19 protein-coding genes and 1 pseudogene are annotated in these 22,368 nt (G+C 71.0%); 8 read left to right on the plus strand and 12 right to left on the minus strand.

The annotated features are described in order from the left end of the window. Positions 1-577 (plus strand): annotated as a pseudogene (locus HLH21_RS14495) (ammonium transporter); the annotation flags it as partial. Positions 578-757: 180 nt separating this feature from the next. Next, a complete protein-coding gene (locus HLH21_RS14500; protein ID WP_182944470.1) occupies positions 758-1,249 on the plus strand; it encodes a hypothetical protein in 492 nt (163 codons plus the stop codon). A 19-nt stretch (positions 1,250-1,268) separates the two neighbouring features. Here the strand turns inward: HLH21_RS14500 and HLH21_RS14505 are convergent, their stop codons facing one another. From HLH21_RS14505 to HLH21_RS14515, 3 genes are read right to left on the minus strand one after another with little or no spacing between them, the layout of a single operon-like run. Then, the gene (locus HLH21_RS14505) at positions 1,269-2,237 is read right to left on the minus strand and encodes an aspartyl protease family protein (RefSeq protein ID WP_182944471.1); all 969 of its coding nucleotides are present in this window, start codon (positions 2,235-2,237) and stop codon (positions 1,269-1,271) included. Further along, complete coding sequence (pip, locus tag HLH21_RS14510) at positions 2,206-3,147, minus strand: prolyl aminopeptidase (protein WP_182944513.1); 942 nt, start codon at positions 3,145-3,147, stop codon at positions 2,206-2,208. Before pip ends, HLH21_RS14505 begins: the two co-directional genes overlap by 32 nt. 17 nt (positions 3,148-3,164) lie before the next feature. Then, entirely contained in the window at positions 3,165-4,151 is a 987-nt protein-coding gene (locus tag HLH21_RS14515; protein ID WP_182944472.1) for a tyrosine recombinase XerC, read from the minus strand. Positions 4,152-4,225: 74 nt separating this feature from the next. On the opposite strand from HLH21_RS14515, the gene HLH21_RS14520 reads away from it, so the two are divergent. Continuing rightward, entirely contained in the window at positions 4,226-6,487 is a 2,262-nt protein-coding gene (locus tag HLH21_RS14520) for a primosomal protein N' (RefSeq protein ID WP_182944473.1), read from the plus strand. 19 nt (positions 6,488-6,506) lie between these two features. Here the strand turns inward: HLH21_RS14520 and HLH21_RS14525 are convergent, their stop codons facing one another. Continuing rightward, positions 6,507-8,192, minus strand: coding sequence for an NAD(P)/FAD-dependent oxidoreductase (locus HLH21_RS14525; RefSeq protein WP_182944474.1), 1,686 nt, complete (start codon positions 8,190-8,192; stop codon positions 6,507-6,509). Positions 8,193-8,376: 184 nt separating this feature from the next. On the opposite strand from HLH21_RS14525, the gene HLH21_RS14530 reads away from it, so the two are divergent. From HLH21_RS14530 to HLH21_RS14540, 3 genes are all read left to right on the plus strand, one after another. After that, positions 8,377-9,426 carry a cation diffusion facilitator family transporter gene (locus HLH21_RS14530; protein WP_182944475.1) on the plus strand — a complete coding sequence of 350 codons (1,050 nt, stop codon included), beginning with the start codon at positions 8,377-8,379 and terminating at the stop codon, positions 9,424-9,426. Positions 9,427-9,429: 3 nt separating this feature from the next. Beyond that, the gene (locus tag HLH21_RS14535) at positions 9,430-10,326 is read left to right on the plus strand and encodes a cation diffusion facilitator family transporter (protein WP_182944476.1); all 897 of its coding nucleotides are present in this window, start codon (positions 9,430-9,432) and stop codon (positions 10,324-10,326) included. A 208-nt stretch (positions 10,327-10,534) separates the two neighbouring features. Further along, positions 10,535-11,893, plus strand: a complete 1,359-nt coding sequence (locus HLH21_RS14540; protein WP_182944514.1) for a chloride channel protein — start codon at positions 10,535-10,537, stop codon at positions 11,891-11,893. Between the two features lie 38 nt (positions 11,894-11,931). Here the strand turns inward: HLH21_RS14540 and HLH21_RS14545 are convergent, their stop codons facing one another. The 8 genes from HLH21_RS14545 to HLH21_RS14580 form a co-directional block, all read right to left on the minus strand. Further along, entirely contained in the window at positions 11,932-12,996 is a 1,065-nt protein-coding gene (locus HLH21_RS14545; RefSeq protein WP_246379819.1) for a WD40 repeat domain-containing protein, read from the minus strand. Next, positions 12,993-13,991: a CobW family GTP-binding protein gene (locus HLH21_RS14550; RefSeq protein WP_182944477.1), complete on the minus strand. Its 999-nt coding sequence runs from the start codon at positions 13,989-13,991 to the stop codon at positions 12,993-12,995. Before HLH21_RS14550 ends, HLH21_RS14545 begins: the two co-directional genes overlap by 4 nt. A gap of 81 nt (positions 13,992-14,072) precedes the next feature. Continuing rightward, on the minus strand, positions 14,073-15,167 hold the full coding sequence (locus tag HLH21_RS14555) for a glycosyltransferase family 4 protein (protein WP_182944478.1): 1,095 nt from the start codon (positions 15,165-15,167) through the stop codon (positions 14,073-14,075). Between the two features lie 10 nt (positions 15,168-15,177). Next, the gene (locus tag HLH21_RS14560) at positions 15,178-15,846 is read right to left on the minus strand and encodes a glutathione S-transferase family protein (RefSeq protein ID WP_182944479.1); all 669 of its coding nucleotides are present in this window, start codon (positions 15,844-15,846) and stop codon (positions 15,178-15,180) included. Between the two features lie 29 nt (positions 15,847-15,875). Then, positions 15,876-16,955, minus strand: a complete 1,080-nt coding sequence (mnmA, locus tag HLH21_RS14565; RefSeq protein ID WP_182944480.1) for a tRNA 2-thiouridine(34) synthase MnmA — start codon at positions 16,953-16,955, stop codon at positions 15,876-15,878. A 23-nt stretch (positions 16,956-16,978) separates the two neighbouring features. Next, positions 16,979-17,293, minus strand: a complete 315-nt coding sequence (locus HLH21_RS14570; protein ID WP_182944481.1) for a ferredoxin family 2Fe-2S iron-sulfur cluster binding protein — start codon at positions 17,291-17,293, stop codon at positions 16,979-16,981. Then, positions 17,281-18,516: a cysteine desulfurase family protein gene (locus HLH21_RS14575; RefSeq protein WP_182944482.1), complete on the minus strand. Its 1,236-nt coding sequence runs from the start codon at positions 18,514-18,516 to the stop codon at positions 17,281-17,283. The genes HLH21_RS14570 and HLH21_RS14575 overlap by 13 nt, the downstream gene beginning before the upstream one ends. Further along, positions 18,513-19,652, minus strand: coding sequence for a cysteine desulfurase family protein (locus tag HLH21_RS14580; protein ID WP_182944483.1), 1,140 nt, complete (start codon positions 19,650-19,652; stop codon positions 18,513-18,515). Before HLH21_RS14580 ends, HLH21_RS14575 begins: the two co-directional genes overlap by 4 nt. A gap of 619 nt (positions 19,653-20,271) precedes the next feature. Here HLH21_RS14580 and HLH21_RS14585 point away from each other — a divergent pair. Continuing rightward, a complete protein-coding gene (locus tag HLH21_RS14585) occupies positions 20,272-20,937 on the plus strand; it encodes an alpha/beta hydrolase (RefSeq protein ID WP_182944484.1) in 666 nt (221 codons plus the stop codon). Positions 20,938-21,113: 176 nt separating this feature from the next. Continuing rightward, complete coding sequence (gene tyrS / locus HLH21_RS14590) at positions 21,114-22,358, plus strand: tyrosine--tRNA ligase (protein WP_182944485.1); 1,245 nt, start codon at positions 21,114-21,116, stop codon at positions 22,356-22,358. Positions 22,359-22,368 lie beyond the last annotated feature (10 nt).

A 22,368-nucleotide genomic window follows, 5' to 3' on the forward strand; every position in this document is an offset into this window, starting at 1 on the left:
CAACGCCGGGTCGGCGGTGGGCGCCAACGGCCGCGCCGGCATGGCCATGGCCACCACGCAGATCGCCACCGCCGCCGCGGGGCTGGGCTGGATGGTCGCGGAATGGATCCGCACGGGCAAGCCCACGGTGCTGGGCATCATCTCCGGCGCGGTCGGCGGCCTGGTCGCCATCACCCCGGCGGCGGGCTTCGTGCTGCCCGGCGGCGCGCTGATCCTGGGCCTGGTCGCCGGCGTCGTGTGCTACTGGGCCGCCACCTCGCTCAAGCACCTGCTGGGCTATGACGACAGCCTCGACGCCTTCGGCGTGCACGGCGTCGGCGGCATCGTCGGCGCGCTGCTGACCGGCGTGCTGGCCTATGGCCCGCTGTCGGCCACCGACGCCAACCCCTCGGGCGTCGTGGGCTCGTTCGCCCAGCTCGTCATCCAGGCCAAGGCCGTCGGCATCACCATCGTCTGGTGCGCCATCGCCACCTTCGTCCTGCTCAAGATCGTGGACCTGACCATCGGCCTGCGCGTCACCCAGGACCAGGAGGTCGAAGGCCTCGACATGGTCCTGCACGGCGAACGCATCAACTGACCGATCGCCCAGGGACATCCCCTGGGCAGCCGGACCAGGCCGGCCGGGGCACGCCCCCCGGCCGGCCTTTTTCTTTCCGTATTGATGTCAAACTGTTATGGATTCCTGTCCTGACAGACCGGTTCGCGGCGCGTGGTGTTCCGCGACTCCGGCCCGAATTCGGAAAGGGTTGCCTTCCTCATGGCTATTGCTCTTCGCGGCCGTCTTGCGCTCGCCCTGCTTCTGACTGCCCCGGCCTTCTCGCTCATGCCCGATCACGCCCACGCGGCCAGCGCGGCGCAGGCGTGCTACCAGAAGTTCAACGCAGCCCGAAAGGCCGGCACCATCCAGGGCATGCCCTACACCCAGTTCAAGGCGACACAGTGCGCGACGCCCGATGCCGCGGCCTCCACCCCGGCCGCACCGGCCGCGGCCCCTGCGGCGGCGCCCGCCGCGACCGCTCCCGCAGCGCCGGCCCCCGTCGCAAAGCCGGCCCCCGTCGCCGCCGGCAACGCGGTCCTGCCCAGCGCCATATCGCCGAAATATGCCGGCGAGCCCGCCGGCAAGGCCCGCATGCATACCTGCCTCGACCAGTACAACGCCAACAAAGCGACCAACAGCAACGGCGGCCTGAAGTGGATCCAGAAAGGCGGCGGCTACTACAGCGTCTGCAATGCCCGTCTGAAGGGCTGACGATCGGAGGCCCGGCGCCTCAGTGCGGCGACCGGCGGACGAACATCCGGCCGGTCGCGTACGAGATCCAGACGGCATGCCGGGCGAACCAGTCCGCGCCCAGCAGCATATCCGCGCGGTCGTGCAGCGGCGCGACCGTCAGGACCGGCGCGCGGTCCAGCTCCCGGCCGATACGCAGGCTGGCGAACCGGTGCCAGCGATAGAGTATCGCCCGCCCGTCCACGCCGCTGGTTTCCCCACCGGGGTCCACGGCCAGACGGTCGGGACCGACCCCCACCCGTTCGGCCATGGCGGCGGAGACAATGCGCGACCGCGCGCCGCTATCGACCAGGGCGACCATGGGCGCGCCGTCCAGTTCCGCCTCGATCGTCACGCGATGCCCGTCGCGCCGCAGGGGGATGGTATCATAATCTCCCCGCCAGGCCGGCGGCCCCTTGCAGGCCAGCGACCCCGCCCCCACGCGCCAGAGCGACAGCCATCCGCCCGCGACGTCGAGTTCCAGGTCGAAGCGCGCCAGCACGTCACCGCCCAACAGGCCGGCGACCGCCGGGCGCAGCATCGGCTGCCCCGGCAGGTCGCCCACAGGCAGCGACTGCTCCCCGAACCGTACGTCGCCGATCCGCATGTCGGGCACGATGACGTTCGGCACCACCCCCGCCAGGCCGCCGGTGCCATGCACGATGGTCCGCCGGTCGGGATCGGTCGCCAGGCGCAGGGCGCGGACCGCCCCGTCATTCACCAGGCCGCCTTCCGACCCGGTATCGACCAGCATGCTGACCGCCTGCCCGGCGATCGAGACCGGAATCGTCAGATACCCCCCGTCGTCGCGCAGGGGCACCCGCGCGATGCGGGCCACCTCGCAGGCCCCGTCCTGGGCCAGGGCCTGGCCGGCAGCCCCCGCCGCGATCAGAACCGACAGGCCGAGAGCCGACAGGGCGGTCCGGCCCCGCCGGCCCTCAGGGCGTGCGGGCAAACCGGTCGGTGGCATCCAGCAGCGCTTCCAGGATTCCCGGTTCCGACACCGCGTGGCCGGCGGCGTCGACAAGGTGGAACGCGGCCTCGGGCCATGCGCGATGCAGGTCCCATGCCGTACGCACCGGCGTCGCCAGATCGTAGCGTCCCTGCACGATCACCGCCGGGATGTGACGGATGCGGTCCACGTCGCGGATCAACTGGCCTTCCTCCAGCCAGCCGCCATGGACGAAATAATGATTCTCGATCCGCGCGAAGGCCAGCGCGTAGTCCGGGTCGGCATGCTGGGCCGACAGGGCGGGCGCGGGGCGCAGGGTCAGGGTCTCGCCTTCCCACAGGCTCCAGGCGATCGCGGCCTGGGTGCGGGTCGCGGGGTCGTCGCTGGTCAGGCGGCGGCGATAGGCCGCCATCAGGTCGCCGCGCTCGTCCGGCGGGATCGGCGCCAGGAAGGCCTCCCACTTGTCGGGAAATAGCCAGGACGCGCCCTCCTGATAGTACCACAGCAATTCCGCCCGCCGCAGCGTGAAGATGCCGCGCAGGACCAGCGCCGTGACGCGCTCGGGATGGGTCTGGGCATAGGCCAGCGCCAGCGCCGAGCCCCATGACCCGCCGAACACCTGCCAGCCTGCCACCCCGGTCAGGCGGCGCAACCGTTCGATATCCTCGACCAGATGCCAGGTGGTGTTGTTCCTCAGGTCCGCATGCGGGGTGGACCGGCCGCAGCCGCGCTGGTCGAACAGCAGGATGCGATAGCGGGCGGGGTCGAACAGGCACCTCTGCATCGGGCTGCACCCGCCGCCGGGGCCGCCATGCAGGAACACCACGGGAATGCCCTCGGGGTTGCCGCACAACTCCCAATAGAGGGTATGGCCGTCCCCGGTCTCCAGATACCCCCGGTCATAGGGTTCGATGGGCGGGTAGGGCATGCGCGGGGATGCGGTCGTCACGGTCTTCGGTCCTTCGTCATGTCGGGCGCGCCGGCGCGGGGATGCGCGCGGGTCCAGACCTCCATCAGCCGCGCCTCGTCCGCCAGGGTATAGCGCTGGGTCGTCGACAGGCTGGCATGGCCCAGCAGGTCCTGGATGGTCCGCAGGTCCGCCCCGCCCGTCATCAGGTGCGTGGCGAAGGAGTGGCGCAGCGCATGCGGCGTCGCATGGTCCGGCAGGCCGGCCATGTGCCGCCACGCCCGCATCGCCCGCTGCGCCACGGCGGGTTGCAGCCGCCCGCCCCGCACGCCGGGAAACAGCGGCGCTTCGGGCAGGGGCGCGGGATGCCGCGCCCGCCAGTCCTGCAGGGCGGCCCGCACCGCCGGCAGCAGGGGCGCCAGCCGCTCCCGCCCGCCCTTGCCACGGATCCGCAGCGTGCCGCCGCCGGCCAGCGCGTGATCGAGGTCGCGGACATCCAGGCCCAGGGCCTCGGAAATCCGCAGGCCGCAGCCGTACAGCAGCAGGAACAACGCCCCGTCGCGCACGCGCGCCAGCGGCGTCACCGCCAGGTCGCCCACCCCCTGCGGGACCTCCAGCGCCTGGTCGCGGGTCAGGGGGCGCGGCAGGGTGGCCTTCGCGCGCGGGGCGGCCAGCAGGCGCGGCGCGGGGTTGGTGCCGCCGTGCCGGCGCGCGAGGTAGCGAAAGAACGACCGCATGGCCGACACCCGCCGCGCCCGGGTGCGGGCGGCACGATCCTGCGTGCTGGCGCGGCCGTCCCGGCGGGGCCGCAGCGATGCGGCATGCTCGAACGCCAGCCACGCGCGCAGGTCCGCCAGCGACAGGCGGTCCAGCACCCCCAGGTCGACTTCGCCGCCGACATGGCCGCCGATGAAATCCAGAAACCGGACCAGATCGCCCCGATAGGCTTCGATCGTCAAAGGCGACGCCCGCCGCTCGTCCCGCAGCCATGCCAGAAAGGCCTCGCGCGCCTCGGCCCCGGTCATGGCGCGCGTCCCTCCATCACGCTGTTCCGCGACGGCAGGCAAGACACGCGGCGACGGGGGCGATAGAAAACGGCATGGCGCATGCGAGTCTAGACAAACGCGACCCGACGCGAAAGCCGGGAAAGACGACCCGGCCCCGCGTGCGCGTGCTGCTGCCGCTGCCCTTCCCCGGCCCGTTCGACTATGCCGTGCCGGACAGCCTGGCCGACGCGGACCTGCGCCCCGGCGCCATCGTTTCCGTGCCGCTGGGGCGGCGGACGGAAACCGGCGTGGTCTGGGACAACGACAGCGTCCTGCCGCCCGAATTCGCCCCGCCCCCGATGCCGGCGGTGGCGGATGGGCGGCTGAAACCCGTCGCCGCCCTGCTGGACCTGCCGCCGCTTCCCGCCGGCCTGCGCCGATTCGTCGACTGGGTCGCGGCCTATACGCTGTCGTCGCCCGGCATGGTGCTGGCCATGGCGCTACGCACCACGGCGACAATCCCCACGGCCCCCGTTCTGGGATGGACGGTCGCCGACCCGCCGCCGCCCGACCTGCGCGAAACGCCCACCCGGCGGAAGGTGCTGGAGGTCGTCTCGGCCCACGGTCCGCTGACGGCGGCCGAAATCGCCCGTCGCGCCGGGGTGGGCGTCGGCGTGGTGCGCGGACTGGCCGATGCCGGGGCATTGCGTCCCGCCCCGATGGCGGCCCCTCCGGCCTTCGCCCGGCCCGACCCGGACCACAATCCACCGGTCCTGACCGGGCAGCAGGCCGATGCGGCGCACAGCCTGCGCGAGCTGGCGACCCAGGGCGGATTCTCGGTGACGTTGCTGGAAGGCGTCACCGGGTCGGGCAAGACCGAGATCTACATGGAAGCTATCGCCGCCTGCCTCGCCCGGGGGCGGCAGGCGCTGGTGCTGCTGCCGGAAATCGCGCTGTCGTCGCAATGGACCGGCCGTTTCGCCCGCCGCTTCGGCGCCGAGCCGGCGCTATGGCATTCCGACCTGGGGCCGCGCCTGCGCCGCATCACCTGGCGCGCGGTGGCGGACGGCGCGGCCCCGGTCGTGGTCGGCGCGCGGTCGGCGCTGTTCCTGCCGTTCCCCGACCTCGGCCTGATTATCGTGGACGAGGAGCACGAGACCGCCTTCAAGCAGGAAGACGGCGTCACCTACCACGCCCGCGACATGGCGGTGGTGCGCGCCCGCGTGGCCGGCGCGCCCGTGGTGCTGGTGTCGGCGACCCCCAGCCTGGAGACGCTGGCCAATGTCGGCGCCGGCCGGTACCGCCATCTGGTCCTGACGGCGCGGCATGGCGGGGCGACCATGCCCGAGGTCCGCACCATCGACATGCGCGCCCATCCGCCCGAACGCGGGCTGTTCCTGTCGCCGGTGCTGACGGAAGCGATCACGGCGGCGACGGGGCGCGGCGAGCAGGCGATGCTGTTCCTCAACCGCCGGGGCTATGCGCCGCTGACGCTGTGCCGCACCTGCGGGCACCGCATGCAATGCCCCAACTGCACCGCATGGCTGGTGGAACATCGCGCGCGCCAGATTCTGACCTGCCATCATTGCGGCTATCAGGAACCGGTGCCCCCCGCCTGCCCGCAATGCAATGCCGAGGCCAGCCTGACGCCGATCGGGCCGGGGGTGGAACGCATTACCGAGGAAGCGCGCGCGACCTTTCCCGACCTGCGGATCCAGGTGATGGCCAGCGACACCCTGCCCGGCCCCGCCGCCACCGCCGACGCCGTGGCCCGGATCGCGCGGCGCGAAATCGACCTGGTGATCGGCACGCAGATCGTCGCCAAGGGCTGGCATTTCCCGCACCTGACGCTGGTGGGCGTGGTCGATGCCGATCTGGGGCTGGGCGGCGGCGACCTGCGGGCGGCGGAACGGACGGTGCAACTGCTGCACCAGGTGGCCGGCCGCGCCGGCCGGGCCGAGGCGCCGGGGCAGGTCCTGCTGCAAAGCTACACGCCCGACCACCCGGTGATGCTGGCGCTGGTCTCGGGCGATTTCGAGGCCTTCATGCGGCAGGAGGCCGAACAGCGCCGGCCCGGATTCTGGCCGCCTTTCGGACGCCTGGCCGCGCTGATCGTCAGCGCCGACACCCCCGACGCCGCCGACGCCACCGCCCGCGCCCTGGGCCACGCCGCGCCGCATGGCGAAGGATTGCAGGTGCTGGGCCCGGCCCCCGCCCCCCTGGCCGTCCTGCGCGGCCGCCATCGCCGGCGCCTGCTGCTGCGGACGCGGCGCGACGTCGCGGTGCAGCCGCTGCTGCGCCACTGGCTGTCGCTGGTCAAACCCGAACGCGGGGCCAGGATCGACGTGGATATCGACCCGGTGTCCTTTCTCTGACGGTATCGACGCCCGATTGCTACTGCGCGGCCTCGGTCCTGGTCATCGTCTCGCGGATCAGCCCGTCCACCGGGCGGCCGGCCATCGTCAGGGCCACGGCCTCGGCCACGCGGATGCCGTCGATCCCCGCCGACAGGATGCCGCCGGCGTAGCCCGCGCCCTCGCCCGCCGGATACAGGCCGGCGGTGTTCACGCTCTGGCCGTCCGGGCCGCGCGGGATTCGCAGGGGGGAGGACGTGCGGGTTTCCACCCCGGTCATCACCGCGTCATCCATCGAGAATCCGCGCAGCCGCCGCTCGAACATCGGCAGGGCCTCGCGCATGGCCGCCACCACATAGTCCGGCAGGCATGTCGCAAGGTCGGTCGGCGTCACGCCGGGGCGATAGGACGGTTCCACCGTGCCCAGATGGGTCGAGGGGCGGCCAGCCAGGAAGTCGCCCACGCGCTGCGCCGGCGCGCGATAGCCGCCGCCGCCCGCAAGATACGCCTGGCGTTCCCAATGGCGCTGGAAGGCGATGCCCGCCAGCGGGTCGTCCGGATAATCGACGCCCGGCGCAACACCCACCACGATGCCGGCATTGGCATTGCGCTCGGCCCGCGAATACTGGCTCATGCCGTTGGTGACGACGCGGCCTTCCTCGGACGTGGCGGCGACGACGGTGCCACCCGGACACATGCAGAAGGAATAGACCGCGCGCCCGTTGGCGGCATGATGCACCAGCCGGTAATCCGCCGCCCCCAGCTGCGAATGGGCCGCCTGCGTGCCGAAACGGGCCGTGTCGATGACCGATTGCGGATGTTCGATGCGTACGCCGATGGAAAAGGGCTTCGCCTGCATCTCGACCCCCGCGTCGCGCAGCCTGGCGAACGTATCGCGGGCGCTGTGGCCGATGGCCAGGACGACATGGCCGGTCGAAACCGTGCCGCCGTCGGACAGGCGCACCCCCTCCACCCGCCGGGCCCCGGCGGCGTCGCGGGCGATCAGGATCTCCTCGACCCGGGTGCCGAAGCGGTATTCGCCGCCCAGCGCCTCGATCTCGGCACGGATATGCTCGACCATCGACACCAGGCGGAACGTGCCGATATGCGGCTTGGACAGGTACAGGATTTCCTCGGGCGCGCCGGCGCGGACAAATTCCGCCAGGACCTTGCGCCCGTAATGGCGCGGATCGCTGACCTGGCTGTAGAGCTTGCCGTCCGAGAACGTCCCTGCCCCGCCCTCGCCGAACTGGACATTGCTTTCCGGCGTCAGGACCGATTTACGCCACAGCGCGAAGGTATCGACGGTGCGTTCGCGCACGATCTTGCCGCGTTCCAGGATCAGCGGCCGCAACCCCATCTGCGCCAGCAGCAGCCCCGCCAGCAGCCCACACGGCCCGGCCCCGATGACCACCGGCCGCCGGTAGCCGTCGCGCGCCGCCAGGGCCGCGCCGTCGTCCATCACGAAACGATAGGCCATATCGGGCGCCAGGCCGACATGGCGATCGTCCGCCAGCCGCGCCAGCACCGCGTCCTGGTCGCGCACCGCGCAATCGACGGTATAGACCAGCGTGATCGCTCCACGCCGCCGCGCGTCATAGCCCCGGCGGAACACCGTATGGTCCAGCAGGTCGGTGGCCGGAATGCCCAGCCGCCGCACGATCTCCGCCGCCAGCGCGTCGGGCGCATGGTCGAGGGGAAGCCTGAGTTCGGTCAGTCTGAGCATGGCAGCCGGATATATCTCGGTTCGGGTGGCGGGCGGGATCGACAGCGGCGCGGATCGCACCCTTTCCGGCCGTGCCATATCACGACGGCCGGCCGCGACGAAAGGCCACGGCCCTAGCCGCGCCGCCCGGCCTTCTGTTAGAGAGGGCCGCCCTCTCCCCGGACATCGAGACATCCAGGACGCCATGGCCGACGCGCACGACCCTTCCCACATGCATCCCCACGACGATGCCGACCAGGGACACGCCCACAGCCATGACCATGACCACGGGCATGACCATGGACACGGGCATGGCTGTGGGCATGGGCACGGGTTCGGGCACCACCACGCGCATGCCCCCTCGTCCTACGGCACGGCCTTCGCCGTCGGCATCACGCTGAACCTGCTCTACGTCGCCGCGGAGGCCGCCTGGGGCGTGCTGTCCCACGCGCTGGCGCTGCTGGCCGACGCGGGGCACAATCTGTCGGACGTGCTGGCCCTGGCGGCCGCCTGGCTGGCGCAGCGCCTGTCGCAACGCGCCCCCAGCGCCGAATTCACCTACGGCCTGCGCCGGTCGTCCATCCTGGCCGCGCTGGCCAACGCCATTGTGCTGCTACTGGTCACCGGCGGCATCGTGTGGGAGGCGATCCTGCGCCTGACGACCCCGTCCCCCGTCGCCGGCGGCACGATCATGGCCGTCGCGGGCCTCGGCATCCTGGTCAACGGCTTCACCGCCCTGCTGTTCGCCAGCGGCAGCCGCGAAGACCTGAACGTCCGGGGCGCCTTCCTGCACATGGCCGCGGACACGCTGATGTCGCTGGCGGTGGTGATCGCGGGCGGGGTGATCCTGTACACCGGCTGGCTGCGTGTCGATCCGGTCATCAGCCTGGTGGTCTCGGCCGCGATCGTCGCCGGCACATGGTCGCTGCTGCGCGATTCGCTGGACATGGCGCTGGACCGCGTCCCCCGCGGCATCGACCGGCAGGGGGTCGAGGCCTATCTGCGCGCCCTGCCGGGGGTGACCGACCTGCACGACCTGCATATCTGGCCCATCAGCACCACCGAGACCGCCCTGACCGTGCATCTGGTCCGTATCGTCTGCCCCCCCGACGACAGCGCCACCACCGACGACACGCTGCTGCGCGACGCGACCGAGACGCTACGGACGCGCTTTCGGATCGGCCATCCGACCTTCCAGGTCGAGACCCAGTCGGACGCCGCGCGCTGCGTCCTGGCCGACGCGCACACGGTCTGATCCATGCCCCATATCAGCAAATACGCCCTCGCCTGGACCAGCCTGGGCGTCAGCCTGGTCGCGCTGGTCCTGAAGTACGCCGCCTGGCGGGTGACCGGCAGCATCGCGCTCTATTCCGACGCGATGGAGACGATCATCAATGTCGTCGCGGCCCTGGCCGGCCTGTGGGCGCTGCGCGTCGCCAGCCTGCCGCCCGACGAAAACCACACCTATGGCCATTACAAGGCCGAATATCTGTCGGCGGTGGTCGAGGGCGTCCTGGTCATCCTGACCGCCCTGGCCATCGGGCGCGAGGCCTGGCTGGACTGGCACGACCCCACCCTGCCGCGCGCGCCGCTGCCGGGCATCCTGCTGAACGGTTCGGCGGGCCTGCTGAACCTGGCCTGGGCGCAGATGCTGCTGCGCGCCGGGCGGGCGCACCGGTCGCCGACGCTGATCGCGGCGGGGCAGCACGTCATGTCCGACGTCTGGACCACGGTCGGGCTGATCTGCGGCTTCACGCTGATCCCGCTGACGGGATGGGTCCGGCTGGACGCGACCCTGGCGGGGCTGATCGCGCTGAATGTCCTGCGGGTCGGGTGGGACATGATGCGGACCTCGATCGCCGGATTGATGGACGAGGCCCCGGACCCCGATACACTGGCCGACATCCGGACCATCATCGCCGACAACGCGCGCGGCGCGCTCGAGGCCCACGATCTGCGCGCGCGCATCGTCGGCGCCATGGCGTTCGTCGAATTCCATCTGGTCGTCCCCGGCGGCATGAGCGTCGATGCCGCCCACGAGATCTGCGACCGGATCGAGGCGGCGCTGCGCGCACGCATCGGCCAGGCGCTGATCCACATCCATGTCGAACCCGAACGCAAGGCGAAGCACGAGGGAATCGCCATCCCGGCCTGACCCGGCCGGCCCGCGCTTCCCCGCCTGACACAATACAGCCCGTCCCCCGAAACAGGGGTCGCGGACGGGTTCCTGTGGAACCGCGCGGACGATCCGCGGTAAAGGGGCACATGCCGCCGCCCCCTCACCCTGCCCGTCGCGGGCAAGGACCATCATGCCTCACATCCGAATGATGAAGACCGACCTGACCGAACTGCGCGGCCGTCACATGCGGCAACTGCGCCGGTCCGCCCGGGTGACGACGGCGCAGTGGCGGCGCAAGCTGGTGTACTGGACGGCCGCCATCCTGGTCGGGCTGGTGGCCGTGGCCTTCGCCACGGCGGCGGACGAGGCCGAATACCTGCGGACGCGCATGATCGCATGGGACCCCTGGATCATGCTGGCGCTGACGCCGGCGGGGCTGGCGCTGTCGTCGTGGCTGACCCGCACCCTGTTCCGCGGCGCGCAGGGCAGCGGCATCCCGCAGACCATCGCCACCTTGCACCTCGAGGATTTCACGGTCGTCGACCGCCTGCTGTCGCTGCGGATCGCGTTCGGCAAGATCCTGCTGACCACGCTGGGCCTGCTGGCCGGCGCCTCGATCGGGCGCGAGGGGCCGACGGTGCAGGTGGGCGCCGCGATCATGCACGCCTTCGGCCGATGGCTGAACCTGTCGGCCATCGGCATCCGGCGCGGGCTGATCCTGGCGGGCGGGGCGTCGGGCGTATCGGCGGCCTTCAACACGCCGCTGGGCGGCATCGTCTTCGCCATCGAGGAACTGAGCCATTCCTTCGAGCAGCGCACCAGCGGCACGATGCTGACGGGCGTCATCCTGTCGGGCGTCACCGCCATCGCGCTGGTCGGCAACTACACCTATTTCGGCCACACCGACGTGGTGGTGCCCATCGGCATAAGCTGGATCGCGGTGCTGGCCTGCGGCATCCTGGGCGGCGTCAGCGGGGGCCTGTTCTCGGCCATCCTGATCCGCACCTCGGCGGGGCTGCCCGGCCTGCTGGGGCAGTTCGTGGCCCGCCATCCGGTCGCCTTCGCCGCCCTGTGCGGCGTGGTCCTTGCCATCCTGGGCATCGCGTCCGGCGGCATCACCTACGGCACCGGCTATCTCCAGGCGCGCGAGATCATTGCCGGGCAGACGCATTATCCGGCGTCGTTCTTCGTCCTGAAATACATCGCCACCATCGTGTCCTACTGCTCGGGCATTCCGGGGGGGCTGTTCGCGCCGTCGCTGGCCGTGGGGGCCGGAATGGGCGGATGGGTGGCGCAGTTCCTGCCGCACACGACACCGGGCGCCGTCGTGCTGCTGGGGACCGTCGCCTATTTCTCGGCCGTGGTGCAGGCGCCGCTGACCGCGACGGTGATCGTCATGGAAATGTCCGACAACCAGCAGGTGACCCTGGCGCTGCTGGCGACGTCATTCCTGGCCTTCGCCGTCTCGCGCATGATCTGCGGCCATTCGCTCTATAGCGCGCTGGCCGAGAAATTCCTGGGCGTGGTCGAAAACGCCCCGCCCCCGCAACCCGAAACGGCGGCCCCGGCCCACGCGGCAGGCGCGGCCTCCAAGCCGATCTGAAGCCCCCGGACACCCACGCGTCCAGGGGGTTCAGAGTGTCATCGCGACGCCAGGTCGACGATCCCGATCTGCCCGTCCTCGGTGCCGAAGGCCAGGGCGCAGCCGTCGGGGCTGAACGCCAGCGCCGACACCGCGCCGCCCCCCGCGCCGCGCACCGGCAGCACACGTTGCGCTGCGGCGTCCTCCAGCAGGATCGTCCCGTCGGCGAAGCCCGCGGCGACGATCTCGTGCACGGGATGGCAGGCCACGCGCTGGCAGATCACACCCGGCAGGCCGGCCAGTTCGGACGGCGGCTTGCCCATCGGGCCGCCGCCGAAGAACGGCCACATCACCACGCTGTCCGCCCCGCTGGTCACCAGCCATTTCCCGGTGCGGGAAAACGCCATGGACTGCACCTTCTGCGGATAGCCGCTCATACGCATGTTGTGGCCGTCGGACAGGCGCCAGCCATGCAGGTCGTTTTCCTGCATGGTCGTCACCAGCGCCTCGCCGCCCGGATGGATCGCGATGCCGGTATGGCTGCCCTTCCATTCCAGGCGCCGGGGCGTATCGACCTTGGCATGCACGAACCACAGCGACGCGCCGTTATAGTGCGACGCGCCGATGCGCTTGCCCTTGGCGTCGAAGGCGATGCCGCTGACGGTCGAGGGATGTTCCAGCACCTTCAGCGTCTTCGTGCCCGTGGCGTCGCGCAGTTCCACCTGCCTGGCGGAGGCGAACGCGATGACCCCGGACTTGCCGTCCGACCAGCTTGCGACATGCTCGACCCAGCGCCGGCCACGCACCAGGTCGGTGACCGAGCCGTCGGCCCCCACCCGGCGCAGGGTGCTGTCGTCGCCCCCCGTCAGGAAGCCCGACGGCGCGGCGTCGGTCGAAACCGACAGGATCGCGCCATCATGCACGGTCCGCACCTGCCAGGCCGCCGCATTGGCGAAATCCTCGCGCGCCGCCAGCACGATGTCACCCTCGCCGGTGACGAAGGCGAACTGCCGGCTGTCACGCGACGCGACGCAGCCGGTGACATGCCCGTCGATGCCGCGCGTCGCCCCGCGTGTCTCCAGCAGGCCGGACGGCGCGCCGCCGCCCATCAACGACCCGCTCATTGTGCGCGGCAGCTTTCAAAACCGCGACGCAGGCGCGGGCGGTTGAGGTTCCGGCCGATGAAGACCAGGCGGGATTCCCGCTTTTCGCCGTCCTTCCATGGGCCGATGAAACCGCCATCGGCCATCATGTGCACGGCCTGGAAGGCAAAGCGCCGATCCTCGCCGGCATAGTTCAGGATGCCCTTGGCCCGCAGGATGTCGGGACCCTGCTCCTGCAGCAGCGCGCCGATCCAGGCCTGGAATTTCGCCGCATCCAGCGGTTCCTCGATTTCGTAGGACATCGACGTCACGCCTTCCTCGTGGCTGTGGCTGGTGTCCTCCAGAAAGCGCGGCGCGTGCTGCAGCGCGCGTTGCAGGTCGAACCCGCCCTGGTCCAGCACGTCGGTCAGCGCCACGTCGCCGCGCTGCGCGCGATGCAGCCGCGCCACCGCGTTGATGGCGCGAATGCGCGATTCGATGGTCGCGATCGCGACCTCGTCCACCAGGTCGGTCTTGTTGAGGATGATGACGTCGGCGAAGGCGATCTGGTTCACCGCCTCGGGGCTCTCGTCCAGCGTCTGGAGCACGTTCAGGGCGTCCACGACGGTCACCACGGCGTCCAGCCGCGTCTTGCCGCGCACGTCCTCGTCCACGAAGAAGGTCTGCGCGACCGGCGCCGGATCGGCCAGGCCGGTGGTCTCGACGATGATGCCGTCGAACTTCGCCCGCCGCTTCATCAGGCTGCCCAGGATGCGGATCAGGTCGCCCCGCACCGTGCAGCAGATGCAGCCGTTATTCATCTCGAACACTTCCTCGTCGGCATCCACCACGAGGTCGTTGTCCACGCCGAGTTCCCCGAACTCGTTGATGACGACAGCATATTTCCGTCCATGCTCGGCCGTCAGGATGTGGTTGAGCAGCGTGGTCTTCCCCGCGCCCAGAAAGCCGGTCAGCACCGTGACCGGCACCAGCCCGTCACTGGCCCCGGCCTGCGGCGCCTGCTGGGTCTCAGACATGTGTTCTCCTGTCATGCATCCAATCGTTCCTGCATATAGGGCCGCCGGGCCGCCGGTCCCATCCCCCCGAAGCGGGAAACGTCATGCGCGCGGCGGAGAGCCGCCCGCGATGCAGGCCCGGCGCAGATCCTCCAGCCGCGCGCGCGCGGCCGGGCGCGTGAAGCCCCGCGCCCGCGCCACCCCCCGACCCGACAGTTCGGCGCGCAGCGCCTCCGACCCCGCCAGACGCCCGATCGCCTCGGCCAGGCCCGCCACCGGGTCGGGATCGGCCAGCAGGGCGGCGTCGCCCACCACCTCCGCCAGACCGCCGTGCGGCGACGCCACCAGCGCCGCGCCGCAGGCCATGGCCTCCAGCGCCGCCATGCCGAAGGGTTCCTGCCATCGGCTCGGCACCACGACGATGGCGGCCCGGGCCATCGCCGCCAGCACCCGGTCATGCGACTGATAGCCCGCCATCTCGACCCCCGCCGCACGCGCGCGGGGACGCAGCTCGGCCAGGAACGGGGTTTCGGGCGAATCCGGCCCGAAGCGGTCCGCGCCGATCATCTCCGCCCGCCAGCCCGGCAGGCCCGGCAACAGCGCGGCACAGGCGGCGACGAACGCATCGGCCCCCTTGTCGGCCACCACCCGGCCGGCGAACAGGATGGTCCGCTCCCGGTCGAGGGTGGGCAGCGGGGGCGGCAGCGCCGCCAGGTCGATGCAGTTCGGCGCGACCTCCACCGGATGGCGCGGTGCGGGCACCCCTTCCAGAAACCGGTCACGCAGCCAGCCGGACACCGTGGCGACGCGCATGCGCCGCAGGATCGCCACGCGCTGCCCCGGCGTCCCGGCCCGGCGCATCGCCTGCGGATCGTTGTGCAGGATCAGCATCATCGGCAGCCGCGCGAAGCGCCGGGCCAGCGCCAGGGCGACATCGGGGCGGTTGTGCACCTCGATCATCGCCGGGCGCAGGGTCCGGATGGTCCGGGCGACGGCGGCAACATAGCGCCCCCCATCCCAGAACGACGGGACAGCCGGGCAGAACGCCACGTCGCCGAACGGCGCATCGACCTGCGCCCCCACCACCACGTCGTCCGCGCCGGCCAGGCGATGCACCAGCAGGCTGATCGCACCGGCCCGCCCGGGCGCGAACTGCTCGCGCGAAGGCAGGATCGTTACGACCGGGCGCCTGTCCATCAGCCGGCCGTCAGGGAATGGCTTCGTAACGGTCGAGTCGCCAGGATTCGGGTTCCGCCGCCGCGTCGGCATACCATTGCGCCATCAACGGATGCGCCCGCAGCGCCGCCGCGTACTCCCCCGCCGCCGGCGACAAGGCCACGCCGTAGGAGAGGAAGCGGGCGATGATCGGCGCATACATCGCATCGGCCACCGTCAGGACGGACCCGAACAGATAAGGCCCCCCTGCCCCGAAGGCCGCACGGGTTTCAGACAGGATCGCACCGATCCGCGCGATGTCGGCCACAACCTCGGGCGTCACCCCGTCCGCCAGCGGGCGGGCGTCGCGGCCCAGATTCATCGGCATGGCGATACGCAATGCGCGAAAGCCCGCATGCATTTCCGCTGCGATGCTGCGGGCATGGGCGCGCGCCACACGGTCGGACGGCCACAGGGCCGGCGCGATTTCCGCGCAATATTCGCCGATCGCCAGGCTTTCCCAGACTCGCGCGCCCCGATGTTCCAGGTACGGCACCAGCCCGTTGGGCGACACCGCCTTGATCGCCGCCGTCCCCCCGCCGCCGGCGATGGGGATCAGCATTTCCTCAACGTCCAGGCCCGCCGCGCGGACGACCAGCCAGCCCCGCAGCGACCAGGACGAATATCGCCGTGTTCCGATGACCAGTCTGCCGTCCGTCATGTCGTCCTCCGTTTCCCGCGCCAGGCCGCTCAGGCTGCCTGCGTCTCGCGCCGCCGAATGAACCCGCCACCCAGGACGCGGCTGCCGTCATACAGCACGCAGGCCTGCCCTGGGGCCGGCATCGCGGCCTCGTCCAGCACCACCGTGGCGCCGTCCGCCGTCCGCCGCACCACGGCGTCACGCGCGATTTCGCGGGCGCGGATCTGCACCTTGCAGCGCAGATCGCCCTCGGGCGGCGCGATCAGCCAGTTCATGTCCCGCAGCGTCATGTCCCGCACTGCGCTGCCGGCCCGGGGGCCGATCACCACGCGCCGCGTCGCGGGTTCGATGCCCACCACCATCTGCCGCGCGCCGTCGCGCATCGCGGCCGCCCCCAGCCTGCGGCTCTGCCCGACCGTGAAGCGGGTGACGCCGTCATGCCGCCCGACCACCTGGCCCCCGGCATCCACGATCTCGCCCCCGCCCGCCATGTCGGGGCGCAGCTTCTCGACCAGGGCGGCATAAGACCCATCGGGCACGAAGCACAGATCCTGGCTGTCGGGCTTGGCGGCGACGGCCAGGCCGAATCGTTCGGCCTCGGCCCGCACGGCGGCCTTGTCCGGCAGGTCGCCCAGCGGAAAGCGCAGGAAATCGAGCTGCGCCCGCGTGGTGGCGAACAGGAACCAGGACTGGTCGCGGTCCGCATCCACCGGGCGGTGCAGTTCGGGGCCGTCCGGCCCCTCGATGCGGCGCACGTAATGGCCGGTGGCCATCGCGTCCGCCCCCAGGTCGCGCGCCATGCCCAGAAGGTCAGTGAATTTCACGCCCTGGTTGCAGGCGACGCAGGGCACCGGGGTTTCGCCCCCGGCATAGGCATCGGCGAAATGCTCGATCACGCTCTGCCGGAAGCGGCTTTCGGCGTCGATGACGTAATGGGGAATACCCAGCCTGTCGGCCACGCGGCGGGCATCGTGGATGTCCCGCCCCGCGCAGCATGCGCCCTTGCGCGCGCCCTCACGCGAATCATAGAGCTGAAGCGTCGCGCCGAAGACCTCGTGCCCTTCGGCCACCAGCCGGGCCGCGACGACGCTGCTGTCCACGCCGCCGGACATGGCGACCATGATTCGCATGGGCAGGCCCTCCTGCTTGTTCCTCAGGCCGTGCGCGGCAGGCGCACGACCAGCCCGTCCAGCGCCTCGGTCATGACGATCTGGCAACCGAGGCGCGACGTCTTCTCCAGCCCGAAAGCCAGGTCCAGCATGTCTTCCTCGTCCTCGGTCGGGGCCGTCAACTTCGGCGCCCAGTCGGGATCGACCACGACATGGCAGGTCGCGCAGGCCAGCGACCCCTCGCACGCACCTTCCAGATCGACCCCGTGCTTGTGCGCGATCTCGAGGACCGAGAGACCCAGCGGGGCATCGACCTCGCGACGCGTACCGTCGCTCTCGATGAAAATCATATGCGGCATTCTGCTATCCTGGCCGTATCGTCTTGGGTGGAACCGTCATCGGCGGATTGGGCGGCGCGCTCCCGTCCCGCCGCGCGGACATCCTCCACCGCCCGGCACAGGATCGCGGCCGCACGATCCATATCGGCGGCTGAGGTATAGCGTCCCACGGCCAGACGCAAGCTTCGTGCCGCCGCATCCGCGTCCAGCCCCATCGCCGTCAGCACATAGGACGGCACCAGTTCGGCCGACGAACACGCCGATCCGGTCGAGACGCACAGCCCCCCGGCCTGGGCGATCACGTCCAGCGCCCGCACGTCGGGCAGGCGCAGGTTGAGGTTGGCCGGCAGGCGATGCGCCATCGACCCATTGACCACAATCCCCGGAATCGCCGCCTGCAACCGCGCCAGCAGCCCGTCGCGCAGGGCCGCCATCCGCAGCGCCTCGTCCACCCGGCCCGCCCGCGCGATGCGGCAGGCTTCGCCGAACCCCACCAGCAGCGGCGTCGGCAGGGTGCCGGAGCGGACCCCGCGCTCCTGCCCGCCGCCCGAGAACAGCGGGGCCAGCCGCACGCGCGGCCGCCGCCGCACATACAGCGCGCCCACGCCCTTGGGTCCGTACAGCTTGTGCGCCGACACCGACGCCAGGTCGACATCCATCGCCCGCACGTCCAGCGCCACCTTGGCCGCCGCCTGCGCCATGTCGCTGTGCAGCAGCGCGCCGGCCGCCCGCACGATCGGCGCCAGGGCCGCCAGGTCGTGCAGCACCCCGGTCTCGTTATTGGCGGCCATGATGCTGACCAGCAGGGTCGGGACCGCCAGCGCCGCGCGCAGGGTCTCGGGGTCCAGCCGTCCGTCCGCGCCGACCGGCAGGATCACCGGTTCGAACCCTTCCGCCGCCAGGTCGCGCACGGCTTCCAGGACGCATTTATGCTCGGTCGCCACGGTGACGACCCGCCGGCGCGCGTCGCCCCGGCCCGCCAGGTGGCGCACCGCGCCCTTGATGGCGATGTTGTTGGCCTCGGTCGCGCCGGAGGTGAACACGACCTCCCGCGCATCGGCCCCCAGCAGGGCCGCGACTTCGGCCCGCGCGGCCTCCACCGCGTCCCACGCGCGCCGGCCCATCGCATGGTCGGCGCTATGCGGGTTGCCGAATTCGGTGGTGAACCAGGGCAGCATCGCCTGGACCACCGCCGGGTCGCACGGGGTCGTGGACTGGTAGTCGAGATAGAGTTCCACGGTCATGCCCGTGCCTCCTCCGGCGCGCGGGCCGGCAACCGCGCCGCCATCGCGGCATAGGCGGCGATGAAGCGTGTCACGTCCGCGGCCCGCGTCGTCCAGGGCAGCGAGACGCGAATCGCCTCGCCGGCCAGCGGGCCCAATCCCATCGCCGCCAGCACGTGCGACCGCGCGACCTTGCCCGACGAACAGGCCGACCCCGCCGAGACGCAGAACCCCGCCAGGTCCAGCGCGATCAACTGCGTCTGCGCCCGGCGTCCGGGCAGCGCGAGCATGGTGGTATTGGGCAGGCGCGGCCCGCTGCCGCCGCAGACGACCGCCCCGGCCCCCCGCGCGGCGTCGTCGATCATGTCACGCCACCGGGCCGGACCATCGTCTGCGGCGGTCATGTCCCGCACGGCCTCGGCCGCCGCCGCCGCCATCGCCGCGATCGCGGGCAGCGCCGGCGTGCCGCCGCGCCGCCCCTGTTCCTGCCCGCCGCCGGCCATCATCGGCGGCAGGGTCCGCACCGCCGCCCCGGACAGCAGCAGCGCCCCCGCCCCCTTCGGGCCGCCGAACTTGTGCCCCGAAATCGCGATGCTGTCCGCCCCCAGCGTGGCCAGGTCCACCGGAATCCGGCCCGCCGCCTGCACCGCATCGACATGCAGCAGCGCCCCATGCGCCCGGCAGATCCGCGCGGCGTCGGCCACCGGCTGGATCGTTCCGACCTCGTTGTTCGCCAGCATCAGGCAGACCAGCGCGGGATCATCGTGGCCGCCCTCGGCCAACAGGCGGTCCAGCACGTCCAGGCGGGCGACGCCGTCCCCATCCACCGGAATGGCCGCCCCGTCCGGCACGGCGGCGCGCACCGCGTCATGTTCGGTCGCACCCGCCAGCAGGCGCCGGCCCCGCCCCAGCCCCGCGATCGCCAGCACGTTGGCCTCGGTCCCGCCGGAGGTGAAGACGCAGTTTTCCGCCCGGCCGCCAAACAGCGCGGCCAGTGTCTCCCGCGCCTGTTCCAGGATCGCCCGCGCCCGCCGCCCCGCGCGATGGACCGACGACGGATTGCCCACGACTCCCGCCGCCTCGGCCAGCGCCGCCAGCGCCGCGGCGCGTACGGGTTCGGACGCATTGGCATCGAAATAGGAAAAATCGTCGTCCATGCCACGCCTCCTTGCCGTTGCCCCTCCCATTCGGGACGGATCGCCCCTGGCCATGCCCCTGCCGCACAGGTCGGCCGAAACGATCCGACGCGATTTATCTGGCAATTGGCGATTCCGGATCGCTATATACAGTCACCTGTCCGGCCGGCCGGCGCCGCCGGGTTGCCGGACAAATACATGTTTTCACGGCCGGACGCGCCATTCCGCCTGACACGAAACCAATGGCGGAACTAACTGGGGAGCCTGGATAAAGGGGATAGTGGACTATGGCCATGTCATGCTGGAAGTCAACCGGTCGGCGCGACCCCGGCCCTCCAGTCTTCGACGACTGACGAGAACGCATCCCACGCCCGACGAACCAGCATTTTGAATGGTCCAAGGCTTGCCCCAAAATAATAAAAAAATGATTCCCAAGGCACTTACCGGCCTCCGGCAGGCCAGCGGTGCCGGAATAATCAGGTTTGACGTGAACCGGCCGCCCGATCGCGCCTCCCACCCGGATGCGCCCGACAGGGCTTCTCTCGCCGACAGATGACGGGGCATCGTCATCCGCAGGCCCTAACAGTAACAACTCCGCCGCCATGCCCATGGGCGCGGGGAGAGATATCGCGGGATACGAATGCCTGAGGTCATGTTCGCCGGCCCTGACGGCCGCCTGGAGGGACGTTATCACCATTCGAGCGAGCCCAATGCGCCGCTCGCCCTCGTTCTGCATCCACATCCGCTGCATGGCGGCACGATGAACAACCGCATCACCTATGCGATGTATCGCTCGTTCGAGAAGATGGGTTTCTCGGTCATGCGATATAATTCGCGCGGGGTCGGCCGGTCGCAGGGTCGCTATGACGGCGGCATCGGCGAAATCTCCGACGCCGCGGCGGCGCTGGACTGGATGCAGATGGTCAACCCGAACGCCGGCGGCCTGTGGATCGCGGGCTATTCGTTCGGGGCGTTCGTCGGCATGCAGCTGCTGATGCGCCGGCCGGAAATCACCGGCTGGATCAGCGTGGCCCCCCCGGCGAATCATTACGATTTCGGCTTCCTCGCGCCCTGCCCCTGCGGCGGGCTGATGATCGCGGGCGACGCCGACGAACTGGTGCCGGAACCCGCGATCCGCAAGCTGGTCGACAAGCTGAACACCCAGAAGGGCGTGGCCGTCGATTATCGCATCTTCGCCGGCGCCGACCATATCTTCGCCAACCATGCCGACCAGGTGGCCGACGCGCTGGAAGATCATGTCGGTTCCGTCATGACGCGCGGCGCGCTGGCCCTGGCCGCGGACTGACGCCACCGGCCGGACGGGCGCGTCCCGTCCGGCCCCGTGTCCGCGCTGTTTCGTACCGCCAAACAGGCCGGCACCGGCGTCCTTGCCGGGTTCATGTCGCCCGATGGGCGTGCTAGTGCATGGCGCGACCTGTTCCGGCCCCCGGCCGGCCCGATACGAAACCAGAGTGACCGATCATGCCCCAGAGCGAATTCCTCCGGGAAGCCGAAGCGCGCGGCTTCATCTTCCAGTGCACGGACATGGAGGCCCTGGACGCCGCCATGCAGGCCGGACCGGTGGCGGGCTATATCGGCTTCGACCCCACTGCCGACAGCCTGCATGTCGGCAGCCTGATCCAGATCATGATGCTGCGCCTGCTGCAGAAGCACGGCCACCGGCCGGTGGCGCTGCTGGGCGGCGGCACCGCGCGGATCGGCGACCCCTCGTTCCGTGAGGAAGCCCGCATGCTGATGACCGGCGACACGATCGCCGCCAATCTGCGCGGCATCGAGGGCAGCCTGCGCCAGTACCTGTCCTTTGCCGACGACACCACAGGCGCGGTCCTGGCGAACAACGCGGACTGGCTGGACCGGCTGTCCTATATCGACCTGCTGCGCGACGTGGGCGTGCATTTTTCGGTCAACCGGATGCTGTCCTTCGATTCCGTCCGCTCGCGGCTGGAGCGCGAACAGGGGCTGACCTTCCTGGAATTCAACTATTCCATCCTGCAATCCTACGATTTCCGCGAACTGAACCGCACCCTGGGCGTGACCTTGCAGATGGGCGGGTCCGACCAGTGGGGCAACATCGTCTCGGGTATCGACCTGGTCCGCCGGACCGACCAGAAGCAGGTCTTCGGCCTGACGACTCCCCTGCTGACCACGGCGTCGGGCGCCAAGATGGGCAAGTCGGCGCGCGGGGCGGTCTGGCTGTCGGCGGACAAGCTGCCGGTTTTCGAATACTGGCAGTTCTGGCGCAATACCGAGGACGCGGACGTCGGCCGCTTCCTGCGCCTGTTCACCGACCTGCCCCTGGCGGAATGCGACCGCCTGGCCGCCCTGCGGGATGCCGAGATCAACGAGGCCAAGAAGATCCTGGCGACCGAGGCCACCGCCCTGTGCCACGGCCGCGCCGCCGCCGAGGCCGCCGCCGAAGCCGCCCGCCGCACGTTCGAGGAGGGCGCCGCGCCGGCCGACCTGCCCACCCGCCCGATTCCGGCAGCCGTGCTCGCCGCCGGCATCCCGGCCTTCCGCCTGTTCGTCGAAAGCGGGATGGCGGCCAGCAACGGCGAGGCCCGACGCCTGATCCGGGGCGGCGGCGCACGGGTCAACGACGTTCCGGTCCGGGACGAGGGCGCCGTGGTCTCGATCGCCGACCTGACGGACGGCGCGATCAAGCTGTCCTCGGGCCGCAAGCACCACCTGCTGGTGCGCCCGGAATAGGCCTGCCGAG

It is taken from the genome of Gluconacetobacter johannae (assembly GCF_014174305.1).
GTDB classification, from domain to species: Bacteria; Pseudomonadota; Alphaproteobacteria; order Acetobacterales; family Acetobacteraceae; genus Gluconacetobacter; species Gluconacetobacter johannae.